Origin of the sequence: Pseudomonas sp. SDI, assembly GCF_003105155.1 — a bacterium.
Taxonomy (GTDB): domain Bacteria; phylum Pseudomonadota; class Gammaproteobacteria; order Pseudomonadales; family Pseudomonadaceae; genus Aquipseudomonas.
Genome location: NZ_QETK01000024.1, coordinates 1 through 15394, shown reverse-complemented (window position 1 = coordinate 15394; position 15394 = coordinate 1). Strand labels below are relative to the sequence as shown.

Sequence of the window (15394 nt, the reverse complement as noted above, 5' to 3'; positions counted from 1 at the left end):
AGAGCCCTGGCTGCCGCCGCCCGGATGGTGGCCGGCAGTTCCGCGGCAATGGCGGCCAATGACGGCCAGGTCCGGGTCAATCAGCTGTTGGCCGCGGACCCCGGTCGCCCAGCCGCCACGCCGAGTACCGCTGGCTGGGCAAACCCGATGCAGGCATGCAGACCCTGTTGAAGGAGCAACTCAAACGTGATCCGAACGGGTACTGAGTGTCGCCGGGCACTCATGTATGACGGGAGCTGAACCTTTCACGCGTTCCAGCTTCTATGTTGCGCCCGCCCGAGGAAGGCGAGCGCATGACCAAGGGGCCGGGCTGCTCTGATTGCTACAGGATCGGAGGGGCCTAGGGGTACAGGGAGTGCCTCCGCCAAGGGCCGGGTCAGGCGAAGCAGTGCTGGAAGTCCGCGAACCGGAGCCAGCCGGTGGGTTATCGCCCCACGCGGACGTCCAGAATGCTTTTTCCCCTGCGTGATCCTCCGAAACAAGTCGATACGACAAAACGGCCATTCGTCGAGACCGTACATCGTTATTTTTTCGACAGGGTTTGTAGGACTCGACCCACATTTTTCATGCATTCGGATTGTCGAACAATAGCCTTTTGCACTCACGCGGATACCTCTGAATCGGCCGAAAAATGGCACTTTGGCCTTATTCGGAATTCCGAACGACGCAGTCGGCAGCGCTTGAACCCTCTGTTTTGTCACAAAAACCCCATGCCGATTCGGCATGGGGTAGTCATTTACGGCATTAGACGGGGCCCCTCCACGTCGGAATAGTTGCGCCTTTTTTCGCTGGCCTGAGCGCGAACCACGCTCGCTTGCGGTGACCTTCTACGGCGCCATCGTTTGCAACCAGAACAACCATAAAGCGGAAAAACCGCTCTGGCACGCTGGTTTCGACTGATGCCCGTTCCCACTTGAAGAAAGGGTAATGACATGAAGAAGGCAAAGCTAAGCCTCGCCTGGCAGATCCTCATCGGTTTGGTACTGGGGATTGCAATCGGGGCTCTACTGAATCATTTCAGTGCAGAAAAGGCATGGTGGATCAGTAACGTCCTCCAACCTGCCGGTGACATCTTCATTCGCCTGATCAAGATGATCGTCATCCCGATCGTGATTTCGTCGCTGATCGTGGGTATTGCCGGGGTCGGCGATGCGAAAAAACTTGGCAGTATCGGCCTCAAGACCATCATCTACTTCGAGGTGGTGACCACCATCGCGATCGTCGTTGGTCTGGTGCTGGCCAACCTGTTCCACCCGGGCGCCGGCATCGACATGAGCACCCTGGGTACCGTGGATATCTCCAAGTACCAGGCCACGGCGGCCGAGGTGCAGCATGAACACGCGTTCATCGAGACCATCCTCAACCTGATTCCCTCGAACATCTTCGCAGCGCTGATGCGTGGCGAAATGCTGCCGATCATCTTCTTCTCGGTGCTGTTCGGCCTGGGCCTGTCGAGCCTGCAGGCGGATATCCGCGACCCGCTGGTGAAAACCTTCCAGGGCGTGTCGGAAGCCATGTTCAAGGTCACTCACATGATCATGAACTATGCCCCGATCGGTGTGTTCGCGCTGATCGCGGTCACCGTGGCCAACTTCGGCTTCGCCTCGCTGCTGCCGTTGGCCAAGCTGGTGCTGCTGGTGTACTTCGCCATCGCCTTCTTCGGCTTCATGGTGCTGGGCCTGATCGCGCGCTTGTTCGGCTTCTCGATCATGAAGCTGATCCGCATCTTCAAGGACGAGCTGGTCCTGGCCTACTCCACCGCGAGCTCCGAGACCGTGCTGCCGCGCGTGATCGAGAAGATGGAAGCCTACGGCGCGCCGAAGGCCATCTGCAGCTTCGTGGTGCCGACCGGCTACTCGTTCAACCTTGATGGTTCGACCCTGTACCAGAGCATCGCGGCGATCTTCATTGCCCAGCTGTATGGCATCGACCTGTCGATCAGCCAGCAACTGCTGCTGGTCCTGACCCTGATGGTCACTTCCAAAGGGATTGCCGGTGTGCCGGGCGTGTCCTTCGTGGTGCTGCTGGCCACCTTGGGCAGCGTCGGCATTCCGCTGGAAGGCCTGGCGTTCATTGCCGGTGTCGACCGCATCATGGACATGGCGCGGACTGCCCTGAACGTGATCGGCAACGCCCTGGCGGTACTGGTTATCGCCCGTTGGGAAGGCATGTACGACGATGCCAAGGGCCAGCGCTACTGGAACTCCCTGCCGCACTGGCGCAGTAAAGAAGCCGCTCCGGCTGGCAACACGGCCAACCACTAAGCGTCGCTTGCGCTGAACACAAAGCCCCGCCTTGGCGGGGCTTTGTGCTGTGTGCGCGGCCTTGCTGACGCTCCGCGTAGTCTGGTTTACGACTGCTTCGCAGCCGATCGCAGGCAAGCCGGTGCCTACAGGAATCGCGATAGCCCAGCGGCAGTTTCTGGCGTACACCCAACCCGCCCCGCTATCATTCGTCGCATCTTCTGGGGGAACAACGGATGCTCAACGGCCTTTGGCTTGGTTTTTTCGTGGTCGCAGCCATCTCTGCGCTGGCTCAATGGCTGGTTGGCGGTAACGCCGGTATCTTCGCCGCCATGGTCGAAAGTATCTTTGCCATGGCCAAGCTGTCCGTCGAAGTCATGGTGCTGCTGTTCGGCACCCTCACCCTCTGGCTGGGCTTTCTGAAGATCGCCGAGAAAGCCGGCATCGTCGACTGGCTGGCCAAGATCCTTGGGCCGCTGTTCCGCCGCCTGATGCCGGAAGTCCCCCCCGGCCACCCGGCCCTGGGGCTGATCACCCTGAACTTCGCCGCCAACGGCCTGGGCCTGGACAACGCCGCCACCCCGATTGGCCTGAAGGCCATGCGCGCGCTGCAGGAACTCAACCCCAGCGCAACCACCGCGAGCAACGCGCAGATCCTGTTCCTGGTGCTCAACGCTTCGTCGCTGACCCTGCTGCCGGTCACCATCTTCATGTACCGCGCCCAGCAAGGCGCCATGGACCCGACCCTGGTGTTCCTGCCGATTCTGATCGCCACCAGTTGCTCGACCCTGGTCGGCCTGCTCTCGGTCGCGGTCATGCAGCGCCTGCGCCTGTGGGACCCGGTGGTCCTTGCCTACCTCGTCCCCGGCGCCTTGCTGCTGGGCGGCTTCATGGCGCTCCTGGCCGGCCTCTCGGCCACCGCGCTGGCCTCGATGTCGTCGCTGCTCGGTAACCTGACGCTGTTCGGCCTGATCATGCTGTTCCTGCTGGTCGGTGCGCTGAAGAAGGTCAAGGTGTACGAAACCTTCGTTGAAGGCGCCAAAGAAGGCTTTGACGTCGCGAAAAGCCTGTTGCCCTACCTGGTTGCCATGTTGTGCGCGGTCGGCGTGCTGCGCGCCTCAGGGGCGCTGGAGTTCGGTCTGGACGGTATCCGTCACCTGGTCGAGTGGCTCGGCTGGGACACGCGCTTCGTCGAGGCCCTGCCCACCGCAATGGTCAAGCCGTTCTCCGGCAGCGCCGCGCGCGCCATGCTCATCGAAACCATGCAGACCCATGGCGTCGACAGCTTCCCGGCGCTGGTGGCGGCCACCGTCCAGGGCAGTACCGAAACCACCTTCTACGTATTGGCGGTGTACTTCGGCGCCGTCGGCATCCAGCGCGCCCGCCATGCGGTAGGCTGCGCGCTGCTGGCGGAACTGGCCGGGGTGATCGGCGCCATCGGCGTCTGCTACTGGTTCTTCGGCTGATACTGCGTGCCCTGGGCCACGGCCCAGTCCACCAGTTGCGCGGCCAGTCGGTCAGTGGCCTGGCCGAAGCCCTCGACCACCGCCGGCACCTGCTTGTCGGCCAGCGGCTGGCGCACTTCGAAGCGCCGGCTGGCGAGGATGCGCTGGCTGCGCCCGTGCACCAGCCGTGCGTCATAGCGCAGCACCACGGCCAGGCCGGCGGCGCTGTATTCGCTCTGGAACGCCTGTAGCTCACCGGCGAGCTCGTAGTCGGCCTGCAGGTTGGCGTCGTCGGCGCTCAGCCGCGTTAGCCGACCATCGGCCTGGAACGCATCGAGCAGGCGGTTGCGCAGCAACGCCGGCGCCGGGTCGCTCCAGCGCGCGCCCTTGTAGCTGCTGATCAGGTTGCCCTGCGGCACCACAGCAATCCGCTGGGTGTTGAGCACGTCGCTGGCCAGCGGCTTGTTCAGGCGCAGTGACCAGTCCGCTGCGGCCCCGGGGTTACGCGCGGCCGACGCGCTCGGCAGGCGATAGACATCGGTCGGGTCCGCCTGCGGCAGGATCGAACAGGCACTGCTCAGGCTGACTAACAGCGCCAGGGTGCTCAGGCGAAGGGTGCGCCTCATGGCTGGAACTCCTTGTTTTGATCGCGGCCGAGCAGGTAGCCACCGGGGTTGGCTTCCAGGCGGCGGGAAATCGCCTTGAGCGAGGTCAGGGTGTCGCGCAGTTCGCGGATCGCCGGGGCCAGTTCGTTCAGGCCCTGGGCGCCGCCGTTGATGGCGTCGCGGTTGTCGTTGAGTAGCGCGTTGATGGTCGCGGTGCTGCTGGCCAGCGATTGCATGGCCTGCTCGGCGTTGCCGACGATCTGCTTGCCACCGCTGTCGAGCAGGCCGTTGGCGTTGCGCATCAGCGCGCTGGTCTGCTCCAGGGTGGCGCCAGCCTGCTTGCCGACCGCGCTCAGTTGGGTGATCGCCTCGCGGATCCCGTCGCGCTGCTCGGCAAAGGCGCCGGTAGCCTGTTCCAGGTTGGCCAGGGTGTTGCCGAAGCGGCTGACGTTGTCGCTGGAGAGCAACTGGTTGGCGTTATGCAGCAGCTCGTTGATGCTGGTGACCAGGTCGCTGCTGTTGCTCAGCAGGCGGGCAATCGGCGACGGCGAGGCGACGATGGTTGGCAGGTGGCGCCCCACGCCCACCAGCGTCGGGCTCTCGGGGGTGCCGCCGCTGAGTTGGATGATCGAGGTGCCGGTAACCCCGGTCAGGGTCAGCTTGGCCTGGGTGTCCTGCTTGACCGGGGTTTCGCCGCTCAGGCGGATATGCGCGAGCACCCGGCGCGGGTCGTTCGGGTCGAGGCGCAGGCTGACCACATCGCCGACCTTGATCCCGCTGTATTGCACGGCGCTGCCCTTGGACAGCCCGGTGACCGCCTCGTTGAACACCACCTCGTAATCCTTGAAGGCGCTGTCGACGCTGGACTTGGCCAGCCATAGGCCGAAGAGCATGGCGCCGGCGACCACGATCACGGTGACCAGGCCGATGAGCACATGGTGCGCGCGGGTTTCCATCTCAGTTCTCCTTGAGCGCAGCGGCAGCCGTGTAGGCTGCCCGGCCACGCGGGCCATGAAAATAGTCGTGAATCCACGGATCGTCGGTGGCGGCGACTTCGTCGATCGGCGCTGCTACCAGCACCTTCTTCTGCGCCAGCACAGCCACCCGGTCGCTGATGGTGTAGAGCGTGTCGAGGTCGTGGGTGATGAGGAACACACTCAGGCCGAGGGCATCGCGCAGGGTCAGGATCAACTGGTCGAAGGCCGCCGCACCAATCGGGTCGAGGCCGGCGGTGGGTTCGTCGAGGAACAGGATGTCCGGGTCCAGCGCCAGCGCGCGGGCCAGGGCGGCCCGCTTGATCATGCCGCCGGACAGCGAGGCCGGGTACTTGTCCGCCGCCGACAGCGGCAAACCGGCCAGCGCCAGCTTGACCCCGGCCAGGTGCTCGGCGTCGTCGCGGCTCAGCCCGGCGTGTTCGATCAGCGGCAGCGCGACGTTTTCGGTGAGGGTCAGCGAGGAAAACAGCGCGCCCTTCTGGAACAGCACGCCGAAGCGTCGCTCCACCTGCGAGCGCTGGTTCTCGTTGAGTTCGACGAGGTTCTGCCCGAACACCTTGACCACCCCGGCATCCGGCCGGCGCAGGCCGACGATGCTGCGCAGCAGCACCGACTTGCCGCTGCCTGAACCGCCGACCACCGAGAGGATCTCGCCCCGGTACAGGTCCAGGTCGAGGTGTTCGTGGACCACCTGCGGGCCGAAGCGGTTGCACAGCTCGCGGACTTCGATCACCGCTTCGCGGTTACGGGCTTCGCTCACCAGCCCATCTCCATGAAGAACAGCGCGGCGATGGCGTCCAGCACGATCACCACGAAGATCGACTGCACCACCGCCGAGGTGGTGTGGGCGCCGACCGATTCGGCGCTGCCGCTGACCTTGAGGCCTTCCAGGCAGCCGATGGCGGCGATCAGGAAGGCGAAGAACGGAGCTTTGAGCATGCCGACCAGGAAGTGCTGCACGCCGATGTCGCTGTCCAGCAGTGAAAGGAACATCGCCGGCGAGATGTCCAGCGCCAGCGCACATACCACGCCGCCGCCGACAATCCCGCAGATCATCGCGAGAAAGGTCAGCAGCGGCAGCGCGATCAGCAGCGCCAGCACCCGAGGGATCACCAGCAGCTCCAGCGGGCTCAGGCCAAGGGTGCGGATGGCGTCGATCTCTTCGTTGGCCTTCATCGAACCGATCTGCGCGGTGAAGGCACTGGCGGTGCGCCCGGCCATCAGGATGGCGGTGAGCAGCACGCCGAATTCGCGCAGGAAGGAGAACGCCACCAGGTCGACGGTGAACACGCTGGCGCCGAAGCTGGAGAGCACCGTGGCGCCGAGGAAGGCCACCACCGCGCCAACCAGAAAGGTCAGCAAGGCGACGATGGGCGCCGCGTCGAGGCCGGTCTGTTCGATATGCGCGACCACCGAGGTGAGCCGCCAGCGCTTGGGTTGGAACAGGCGCTGCAACAGCGTGGCGATGATCAGGCCGATGAAACCGAGCACTTGCAGGGTGTCTTGCCAGAGCTTGTCCACGGCGCGGCCGATGCGGCTGAGCAACTGCATGAGCACCGGCACGTCGGCTTGGCGCACCGGGATGCAGTAGTCCTGCAGCGAGCAGTACACGGTTTGCAGCAGGGCGCGGTCGGCGGCGGACAGGCTCGGGCTGCTCTGCGCCAGTTGCCCGAGGCGCTCGGCGCCGAGCAGCTCGACCAGCAGCGCGGCGCCGGCCGTGTCGAGCTTGCCCAGTTGCTCCAGCTCCACCACGGTGTCGCCGTCGTACTGGCCGCTGAGCGCGGTGGTGCGCTGCTTGAGGACGGCGTAGTTGGCCAGCGTCCAATCGCCGGCGATGCGCAGGCGGGCCGGGCGGCTGGCGGCGTCCAGGCTGGCGCCGGCGGGGGTGACTGTCGTGGTCATAAGCTTCAGGCGTCTGGCAGGCGCTCCAATGCGCCGCCTCAGAGCATAGCGTTACTGCGTGGCAGATGCTTGACCGTCATCAACCACACGGAAACGCAGTACGCCGATCACCTGGCCGTCCTCGGTGAGCACGCGCACTTGCCAGCGCCCGACCGGGTTGCCGGGGAACACCCGCTTGTGGGTCCAGGCGCGGTAGCCTTCCTTGCGCCCGCCGTGGATATCGAGGGCAATGCGGTCGACCTCTTTGCCGTTGAGCTGCCAGACATGGTAGATCCGCTCGTTGAGTCCGCGCGGTGCCTTGATCGCGGTGTAGGCATAGAGCCCGGCACTGCGCACCTGGCTGGCGCTGACCTGCTTGAGGCTGGCGCCCGGCGTGCGGTCCTGCAACTGGCTGGTGACGGCCACTTCGGTCATCCACAGGGTGGCCGGCGGTACCCAGGAGCGCAGCAGCCAGCCGGCGCCACCGACGGCCAGGGTGACCAGCACCAGGCTGGCGGCGCGGCGCCAGTTGTGGATCGGGAAGCTGCTGGCCAGGCTCGGGAACGACAGCAGCATCGCGGTGCCCAGGGCCAGCTTGTAGCTCTGCGCGGTGGTCAGGTGCAGGATTACCGGCAGTGCGGTGAGCAGCGCGGCGAACAGGGTCAGGGTGTGCAGGGCGAGGAACAGCCAGCGCCGCGGCGCTAGCCATTTGTAGTACAGCGGGTCGATGATCGACACCAGGCCGGCGCCGGCGAGCAGGCCAGTGAACACCAGTTGGCCACTGTTCCAGGTGGTGGTGACGAAGAAGAACGGCAGGACGAAGAACAGGCTTTCCTGGTGGATCATCTGCGTGGCGTAGCGCAGCAGCGGCTCGGGAATCTCGCGTTTGAAGGCTTTGGCGAACAGCTGGTTGAAGGTGTTTTCGAACATCAGCCAGAGCCAGCTCACCAGCATCAGGATGGCCACCCAGCTGGCCAGGCTTTCCTGGCGGTCGACGAGGATGAAGCTACCGATACCGGAGATGAAACCGCCGAGGGCGATAACCCCTGGATAGCGCTTGATGAGGTCGATCAGGCGCTGGATAAGTGGAGGCATGGGGGGTGTTCGCTGACTATGAAATAAACCGATACAGGATACCCTTGTTTGATCCTGTCGGCCTCATCGCGGGACGAGCCCGCTCCCACAAGCGCGCCGCGATCATTGTGGGAGCGGGCTCGCCCCGCGATAGCGTCAGCTGCCGCGCCGCCGCTTCCAGGCCAGCCCCAGGGCCAGCAACACGCCAACCCCCAGCGCGATCAACCCAACCAGCTCGTCATACCCCAGCAGCGGCCGCTCCACCCGCACATACCCGGGCTCGGCAAACAGCTGGCGCAGCGCCTGGTTGGCGTCCTCCAGGCTGACCTGGCGCAGGCGCCGCGCCGGGTCGTCGAAGCGGCCGTCGGCGTAGCTGTTCAAGGCGCCCCAGTAGTAATCGGCCAGGGCGCTGTTGCCTTGGCTGGTCCAGGCCTCGCGATCGATCGCCGCCTGGCGGATCCGCTCGAATGCCACCGGCTCCAGGCCGTCCTTGCGCAAGCGCTCGATCAGCGCGCCCATGGCCTGTTGCGCGTCCTCTACCCTGTTCCGGTCCAGGTCGGCGTTCAGGCTCAGCAGGCCGCTGTCGCCAAAGCTCTCGCGGCCGCTCCACGGCCCGTACGACAGCCCCTCCTTGAGCCGCAGCTCGCGGTACAACGCCCAGTCCAGATAGCGCTGCAGCAGGTCGTAGGTCTGCTCGTGCTTGTCGTCGAGCACCGGCTCCAGGAACAGCCAGTGCAGCCGGGCGCTGTTGCCCAGCCAGCCGCGGGTCAGCACACGCTGGTGCTCGGCCTCGTGGCTGACGCCGTCGAGCACCCGCCGCTCGCCCGGCGCCACCGGCTCCAGCTCGCCATAGCTGCGTTCCAGATAGGCCGGCAGCAGCTTGTCGAGGCCGCCGACGATAATCAGGGTCATGTTGTTCGAGGCGTACCAGTGTTCGCGCAATGCATTGACCTGGGCCAGGGTCATGTCCTGCACCGGCGAGCGCTCGGCGCATTTCAGGCCCAGCTCCACCGCCAGCTGATCGCTGGCGCCGTGGCCGAGGTCCTGGCGGTCGAGCCAGCGTTGCAGTCGAGTGTAATGGCCGCCATCCTCGCGCTCGACGATACGCTTGGCGTTGTCCAGGTCGTCCTGGTCGAACTGGGTGTCGTTGAGCACCGCCAGCAGCAGGTCGAGCACCTTGCGCTGGTTGCGTGCCGGCGCCTCGATCACGAAGGTGGTGTCGGCGCTGCTGGTGTAGGCGTTCCACTCGCCCCCCAGGGCCTGCATGCGTTCCTCCAGACCGCCCTCGCCACTGTCGTCGATGCCGCTGAACAGCAAGTGTTCAAGCAGGTGCGGGAGCTCCTGCTGGTCGCAGGGGAAGTCGTCGAAGCCGATGCCGACGACCAGCCGGATCGACACATGATCGCGCTCGTAGCCGGGCTTGAGCAGCACCTGCAGGCCATTGGGCAGCAGGTAGCCCTCGACGCGGCTACGGTCCAGGGCAACGCTGGAACCACAGCCCAGCAACAGGCACACAAGTAACAAAAAACGCATGACTAGCTTCCTTGCGCAGGGTTCGAACAACGGGGCGTCAAGGCGAATGGGCATCGTCCGGCACGCCATCGATCACCAACGCGCCAGTTTCGTTGCCGCCCAATACCACATAGGCACTGCTGCAAAACAGTGAATTCAGACGTTTCATATCGGCAATCAGTTCCAGGTGTAGCGAGCTGGTTTCGATACTTTGCACCACCTTGCGTTGCAAACGGCTGACATGGGCGTGGGCCAGGCGCCGCTCCTGGGCGCGGAAACGGCGCTTCTCGCGCAGCAACTGGCGGGCGCTTTCCGGGTCGGCGCTGAGGAACACCGAAAGGCCCAGGCGCAGGTTGGACAGCAACTGGCTTTGCAGGCCGGTGAGCTCTTCCAGGCCGACATCGGAGAACTCCCGGCGCTGCGAGGTCTTCTGCTGCTGGACCTTGCGCAACATGCGCTCGATCAGGTCGCTGGCCAGCTTGAGGTTGATCGCCAGCTCGATGATCTCGGCCCAGCGCCGGCTGTCCTGCTCGCTGAGGTCTTCGCGGGGCATCTGCGCCAGGTACAGCTTGATCGCGTTGTACAGCGCGTCGATGTCGTCGGTGAGGTAGCGCACCTGTTGGGTCACCGCGGTCTGCGAGCCGCGTAGCACGTTGAGCATGGCTTCGAGCAGGCTGTCGACCAGATCGCCCAGGCGCAGGGTTTCGCGCACCGCGTTGGCCAGCGCCAGGCTCGGCGTGGCCAGCGCGGTGGCGTCGAGGTGGCGCGGGGCGGCGTGGCCGTTCTGCTCGGCGCGCTCCGGCAGGATCCAGCTGCACAGCGTGGCCATCGGTTTGACCGTACTCAGCAGCAGTACGCAGCGCAGGGTGTTGTAGAGCAGGTGGAAGCCGATCACCAGTTCCTGGGCGCTGAAGCTCAGGCTGTCCATCCACTGCACCAGCGGGTCGAGTACCGGGATGATCAGCAGCAAGCCGATCAGCTTGTACAGCAGGCTGCCCAGCGCCACCTGGCGGCCGGCGGCGTTCTGCATGCTGGTGCTGAGGAAGGCCAGCAGGCCGCTGCCGATGTTGGCGCCGATCACCAGGCCGATGGCCACCGGCAGACTGATCAGGTCGGAACCGGCCAGGGTGGCGGTGAGCAGCACGGCGGCCAGGCTCGAATAGGACAGCAGGGCGAACAGCGCGCCGACCAGGGCGTCGAGCAGGATATCGCCGGTCAGCGAGGCAAACAGCACTTTCACGCCTTGGGCGTGGGTGATCGGCGTGGCGGCTTCGACGATCAGTTGCAGGGCCAGGATGATCAGCCCCAGGCCGATGCCGACGCGGCCGAGCTGGCCGGCGCGGGTCTGTTTGCGCGAGAGAAAGAAGATCACCCCGAGGAAGATCAGCAGGGGCGACAGCCACGACAGGTCGAAGGTCAGCACCCGTGCCATCAGCGCGGTACCGACGTCGGCACCGAGCATGATCGCCAGCGCCGGGGTCAGCGCCATCAGGCCCTGGCCGACGAACGAGGTCACCAGCATGGCGGTGGCGTTGCTGCTTTGCACCATGGCGGTGACGAGGATCCCGGCGATGAACGCCAGCGGTCGGCGCGCCATGTTCTGGCTGAGCACCCGCCGCAGGTTGGAGCCGTAGACCCGCAGAATGCCGGTACGGACGATGTGAGTGCCCCAGATCAGCAAGGCGACAGCCGATAGCAGATTGAGCAGGGTGAGCATGAACAAGGCCCCCTGATGTCGATGCCCCACCGGGGGCCAATGGACGAAACGGTGAGCCTGGCCTGGCGACAGGCGGTTTTTCCCAGTGCTCACTTAAGCTGTAGTCGGCTCAAGGCCGTGGCGCCAGCATGGCATGGCTGGTAAGGCTTTGAAACAAAACTGACATGAAAGCTGCCGAGGGGTTCACTCCGCAGACAACTGTCGTCTGTTGTGGGAGCGCGTTCCCGGGCAAAAAAAAGCCCCGGCGAGCCGGGGCAGTTTTCTTCTGGGCTTACTGGCCCGGAATGTCCTTGCGCAGTTTCACCGGATCGTGTTCCTGGTTCTTCTTGCGGGCCATCGCGGTGCGCATCTTGATGTTGATCGCCTCCACCGCCAGCGAGAAGGCCATGGCGAAGTACACATAACCCTTCGGCACATGCACCTCGAACGCCTCGGCAATCAGCACCGTACCGACCACGATCAGGAACGACAGGGCGAGCATCTTCAGCGATGGGTGCTGGTCGATGAAGTCGCTGATCGCCTTGGCGCAGAGCATCATTACCAGTACCGCCACGACGATCGCGGCAATCATCACCGGCACGTGGGACACCATACCCACGGCGGTAATCACCGAGTCCAGCGAGAACACGATGTCGATGATGGCGATCTGGATGATGGTGTAGAAGAACTTGCCACCCTGCTTGCCGTTCGGCTCGTCGTGGGTTTCGTCTTCGCCTTCGAGGCCGTGGTAGATCTCCTGCGAGCTCTTCCACAACAGGAACAGGCCACCGAAGAACAGGATCAGGTCACGTCCGGAAATGCCCTGGTCGAACACCACGAACAGGTCGGCGGTCAGACGCATCACCCAGGTGATCGAAAGTAACAGCAGGATCCGGGTGACCATGGCCAGCGCCAGGCCGAAGATCCGCGTGCGTTGCTGCATGTGCTTGGGCATGCGGCTGACCAGGATCGAGATCATGATGATGTTGTCGATCCCGAGAACGATCTCAAGCGCCGTCAATGTAAAAAAGGCAACCCAGATTTCTGGGCTGGTCAGCCATTCCATGTGTATTCCTTCGAGCGTTCAGGCGATACGCGCCCGGGCAAGGCGCGCATCGGTTGGGTGGAACCGTTGTCTTACAGGGTGCTGAACAGCGGGAAAATTCCCATCGCCAGCGCGGCGAGCATTATGCATACGCAAACCAGCACTGCCCACTTCAAGGTGAAACGCTGGTGATCGCCGAACTCGATCCCGGCCAATGCCACCAGCAGGTACGTAGAGGGTACCAGCGGGCTGAGCAGATGCACGGGCTGGCCGACGATCGACGCACGGGCCATTTCCACCGGGCTGATGCCGTAGTGGCTGGCGGCCTCGGCCAGTACCGGCAGCACGCCGTAGTAGAAGGCATCGTTGGACATGAAGAAGGTGAACGGCATGCTCACGATCGCCGTGATCACCGCCAGGTACGGGCCCAGCGCGTCCGGGATCACCGCCAGCAGGCTCTTGGACATCGCGTCGACCATGCCGGTACCGGAAAGAATGCCGGTGAAGATACCCGCAGCAAAGATCAGCCCGGTCACCGCCAGCACGCTGCCGGCGTGGGCCGCGACGCGGTCTTTCTGCTGTTGCAGGCACGGGTAGTTGACGATCATGGCGATACTGAAGGCGATCATGAACAGCACCGGCAGCGGCAGCAGGCCGGCAATCAGTGCCACCATCAGCGCGGCGGTCAGCGCACCGTTGAACCAGAGCAGCTTCGGCCGACGGGCATCGGGGAACTGTGACACGCTGATTTCGCTGTGGTCGATCTCGTCGCCCGGCAGGTGCAACTCGCCCAGGCGGGCACGCTCGCGTTTGCCGTACAGGTAGGCAATGGCCAGGATCGCCAGGACACCGAAGGCCATGGCCGGGATCATCGGCACGAAGATGTCCGACGGGTCGACATGCAGGGCGCTGGCCGCACGGGCGGTCGGGCCGCCCCAGGGGGTCATGTTCATCACGCCGCCGGCGAGGATGATCAACCCGGCCATGATCCGCGGGCTCATCCCCAGGCGGCTGTACAGCGGCAGCATGGCAGCCACGCAGATCATGTAGGTAGTGGCGCCGTCACCGTCGAGCGAGACGATCAGGGCCAGTACCGCAGTGCCTACCGAGACTTTCAGCGGGTCGCCCTTGACCAGCTTGAGGATCTTGCGCACGGCCGGGTCGAACAGGCCGGAGTCGATCATCAGGGCAAAATAGAGGATGGCGAACATCAGCATCACCCCGGTCGGGGCGAGCTTGGTGATGCCACCGAGCATCATCGGGCCGATTTCGGCGGAGAAGCCGCCGAACAGCGCAAACAGGATCGGTACCAGGATCAGCGCGATCAAGGCCGACAGGCGCTTGGTCATGATCAGGTACATGAAGGTGATGACCATGGCAAAGCCGAGGAAGGTCAGCATGGGAGTACTCCAGGCGTGGCGCGTCGAGGAAAAGAACGAACGGGCGGAAAGTCAGCGCGAAAGGCGCGGCGCGGGGAGTAACGGCGGGGGCACAGCGAAAAGGCGGGCGTGGAAGGACATCAGTATCACCATTGTTGTTGTTAACTGGGCCGGGCGCTGTACTACTCTCAGACAACCCTGGCTGGCCGGTCTTATGCCGGTGGTGCGCTGATGCTAAGGGGCCAACCTTTCAGCCAGCTTTCGCCGGTTGAAAGACGACAAGAGGTTTCATGAACCATTACAAGGGGTAGGTTGTGATGCCACAGTTCGAAGAGGGCGGCTGCCATTGCGGCGCCTTGCGCTACCGGCTGGCGGGGCTGCTGAAGGACGTTGCACATTGTCATTGCTCGGTGTGCCGCAAGGTGACCGGCGGCACGCTGGTGACCTGGCTGACGGTGCCGTGCAGCGCGTTCCAGTGGTTGGCCGGAACGCCGCAGCGCTATGACTCCTCGCCCAGTTGCGTGCGCTATTTCTGCAGCCGCTGTGGCGCGCATGTGGCGCTGACCAGCGACCTGAGCCCGGAAAGCATCGATATCACCCTGACCACCCTGGATCATCCGGAGCGGTTGCGGCCAACCAAGCACATCTGGACTGCCAGTCGCCTACCCTGGCTGCACCTGGACGAGCAACTCCCCGGCGAGGCCGGGGAGACGCTGTAAGGCGGCTTACTCGATCATCACCCCGCCCAGGCCTTTGGGTGTCTGGAACGATGATTTGGCACCGAGCTGCTCGGCCTGGCGCAGGATGATCTGCGCCTGACGATTGCCCGGATCCTGGCTCAGGACCATGTTTGCCAGCACCCGTGCCTTGTTGCCATTGCCTTGCGACAGTGCGCTGCGGGCCTGGCTCAGTTGCTGGCCGACCAGCCCGGCATTGGCAGCCTGGTTGCCCGGACGAGCGGCCTGCGCCGGACGTTGCTGCTGTAATTGCTGACGGGTGCGATTGCTCTGCTCGTCGAGCAGCTGTTGGGCTTTATCCAGCGGGTCTTGCTGGCGGGGTGTCTGCTGCTTGGCCAGTTGCTCACGGGCGGCCTGTTCCCGCGCCTGCTGCTCGTCGCGTGCCTGCTGCTCACGCGCCGCTTGCTCGCGACGGGTCTGTTCGGCAGCCGCGGCCTGGGCTGCCTTGGTTGCTTCGGCCAGTGCAGCGGCTTGGACTTTGGCCTGCTCAATGCGCTGCTGGCTCTCGAGCCCGGCCTGGGCACGTTGCAGCAGGCTGATCGCGCGCGGGTCCTTGCTGTCGGTGCGCAGGGCCAGTTCGGCCTTGTCCAGGGCACAGTTGAACTGGCCGGAACGCAGGCAGCCCTGCCCGGCGGCCAGGTCGGCCTCGAACTGTTGCAGTGCCTTGCGGGCATTCATCTGGTAAGCGCCGTAGCCGCCCACTGCCAGCAGCACGGCTGCGGCCAACGCTAGCGTGCGGCCGCGCTGGCGCGGCTTGGCGGCAGGCGCTGGCGCCGAGGCGG

General features: G+C 64.6%; 12 protein-coding genes and 2 pseudogenes. 4 read left to right on the top strand and 10 right to left on the bottom strand.

What is annotated here, in order from left to right; all coding sequences use genetic code 11:
• Positions 1–101 precede the first annotated feature (101 nt).
• From DCO48_RS23300 to DCO48_RS16335, 3 genes and pseudogenes are all read left to right on the top strand, one after another.
• Positions 102–206: pseudogene (locus tag DCO48_RS23300) on the top strand (Ivy family c-type lysozyme inhibitor); the annotation flags it as partial.
• A 726-nt stretch (positions 207–932) separates the two neighbouring features.
• Entirely contained in the window at positions 933–2264 is a 1332-nt protein-coding gene (gene gltP / locus DCO48_RS16340) for a glutamate/aspartate:proton symporter GltP (RefSeq protein ID WP_116551654.1), read from the top strand.
• Between the two features lie 215 nt (positions 2265–2479).
• Complete coding sequence (locus tag DCO48_RS16335) at positions 2480–3709, top strand: nucleoside recognition domain-containing protein (protein WP_116551653.1); 1230 nt, start codon at positions 2480–2482, stop codon at positions 3707–3709.
• Here the strand turns inward: DCO48_RS16335 and DCO48_RS16330 are convergent.
• From DCO48_RS16330 to DCO48_RS16290, 9 genes are all read right to left on the bottom strand, one after another.
• Positions 3691–4314 carry an ABC-type transport auxiliary lipoprotein family protein gene (locus DCO48_RS16330; protein ID WP_116551652.1) on the bottom strand — a complete coding sequence of 208 codons (624 nt, stop codon included), beginning with the start codon at positions 4312–4314 and terminating at the stop codon, positions 3691–3693. The two genes, DCO48_RS16335 and DCO48_RS16330, sit on opposite strands and share 19 nt — an antisense overlap.
• Entirely contained in the window at positions 4311–5249 is a 939-nt protein-coding gene (locus DCO48_RS16325; RefSeq protein WP_116551651.1) for an MlaD family protein, read from the bottom strand. Before DCO48_RS16325 ends, DCO48_RS16330 begins: the two co-directional genes overlap by 4 nt.
• 1 nt (position 5250) lies before the next feature.
• Positions 5251–6048: an ABC transporter ATP-binding protein gene (locus tag DCO48_RS16320; RefSeq protein ID WP_116551650.1), complete on the bottom strand. Its 798-nt coding sequence runs from the start codon at positions 6046–6048 to the stop codon at positions 5251–5253.
• Positions 6045–7190, bottom strand: coding sequence for an ABC transporter permease (locus DCO48_RS16315; protein WP_116551649.1), 1146 nt, complete (start codon positions 7188–7190; stop codon positions 6045–6047). The genes DCO48_RS16320 and DCO48_RS16315 overlap by 4 nt, the downstream gene beginning before the upstream one ends.
• Positions 7191–7241: 51 nt before the next feature.
• Positions 7242–8264, bottom strand: a complete 1023-nt coding sequence (locus tag DCO48_RS16310; RefSeq protein WP_116551648.1) for a DUF5924 family protein — start codon at positions 8262–8264, stop codon at positions 7242–7244.
• A 135-nt stretch (positions 8265–8399) separates the two neighbouring features.
• Positions 8400–9776, bottom strand: a complete 1377-nt coding sequence (locus DCO48_RS16305; RefSeq protein WP_116551647.1) for a pitrilysin family protein — start codon at positions 9774–9776, stop codon at positions 8400–8402.
• Between the two features lie 37 nt (positions 9777–9813).
• Positions 9814–11472 (bottom strand): Na/Pi cotransporter family protein, encoded by a 1659-nt coding sequence (locus tag DCO48_RS16300; protein ID WP_116551646.1) that lies wholly within the window; start codon positions 11470–11472, stop codon positions 9814–9816.
• A 271-nt stretch (positions 11473–11743) separates the two neighbouring features.
• A complete protein-coding gene (locus DCO48_RS16295; protein ID WP_116551645.1) occupies positions 11744–12517 on the bottom strand; it encodes a TerC family protein in 774 nt (257 codons plus the stop codon).
• 71 nt (positions 12518–12588) lie between these two features.
• The gene (locus DCO48_RS16290; RefSeq protein WP_116551644.1) at positions 12589–13896 is read right to left on the bottom strand and encodes a CitMHS family transporter; all 1308 of its coding nucleotides are present in this window, start codon (positions 13894–13896) and stop codon (positions 12589–12591) included.
• 296 nt (positions 13897–14192) lie between these two features.
• On the opposite strand from DCO48_RS16290, the gene DCO48_RS16280 reads away from it, so the two are divergent.
• Positions 14193–14594 carry a GFA family protein gene (locus tag DCO48_RS16280; RefSeq protein WP_116551642.1) on the top strand — a complete coding sequence of 134 codons (402 nt, stop codon included), beginning with the start codon at positions 14193–14195 and terminating at the stop codon, positions 14592–14594.
• 6 nt (positions 14595–14600) lie between these two features.
• On the opposite strand, the pseudogene DCO48_RS22745 reads toward DCO48_RS16280, so the two are convergent.
• A pseudogene (locus DCO48_RS22745) lies at positions 14601–15394 on the bottom strand (hypothetical protein); the annotation flags it as partial.

What these genes read in the sequence shown, in the direction of transcription:
- gltP (WP_116551654.1), top strand. Translation starts at nt 933, where the DNA reads ATGAAGAAGGCAAAGCTAAGCCTCGCCTGGCAGATCCTCATCGGTTTG.
- DCO48_RS16335 (WP_116551653.1), top strand. Translation starts at nt 2,480, where the DNA reads ATGCTCAACGGCCTTTGGCTTGGTTTTTTCGTGGTCGCAGCCATCTCT.
- DCO48_RS16330 (WP_116551652.1), bottom strand. Translation starts at nt 4,314, where the DNA reads ATGAGGCGCACCCTTCGCCTGAGCACCCTGGCGCTGTTAGTCAGCCTG.
- DCO48_RS16325 (WP_116551651.1), bottom strand. Translation starts at nt 5,249, where the DNA reads ATGGAAACCCGCGCGCACCATGTGCTCATCGGCCTGGTCACCGTGATC.
- DCO48_RS16315 (WP_116551649.1), bottom strand. Translation starts at nt 7,190, where the DNA reads ATGACCACGACAGTCACCCCCGCCGGCGCCAGCCTGGACGCCGCCAGC.
- DCO48_RS16310 (WP_116551648.1), bottom strand. Translation starts at nt 8,264, where the DNA reads ATGCCTCCACTTATCCAGCGCCTGATCGACCTCATCAAGCGCTATCCA.
- DCO48_RS16305 (WP_116551647.1), bottom strand. Translation starts at nt 9,776, where the DNA reads ATGCGTTTTTTGTTACTTGTGTGCCTGTTGCTGGGCTGTGGTTCCAGC.
- DCO48_RS16300 (WP_116551646.1), bottom strand. Translation starts at nt 11,472, where the DNA reads ATGCTCACCCTGCTCAATCTGCTATCGGCTGTCGCCTTGCTGATCTGG.
- DCO48_RS16295 (WP_116551645.1), bottom strand. Translation starts at nt 12,517, where the DNA reads ATGGAATGGCTGACCAGCCCAGAAATCTGGGTTGCCTTTTTTACATTG.
- DCO48_RS16290 (WP_116551644.1), bottom strand. Translation starts at nt 13,896, where the DNA reads ATGCTGACCTTCCTCGGCTTTGCCATGGTCATCACCTTCATGTACCTG.
- DCO48_RS16280 (WP_116551642.1), top strand. Translation starts at nt 14,193, where the DNA reads ATGCCACAGTTCGAAGAGGGCGGCTGCCATTGCGGCGCCTTGCGCTAC.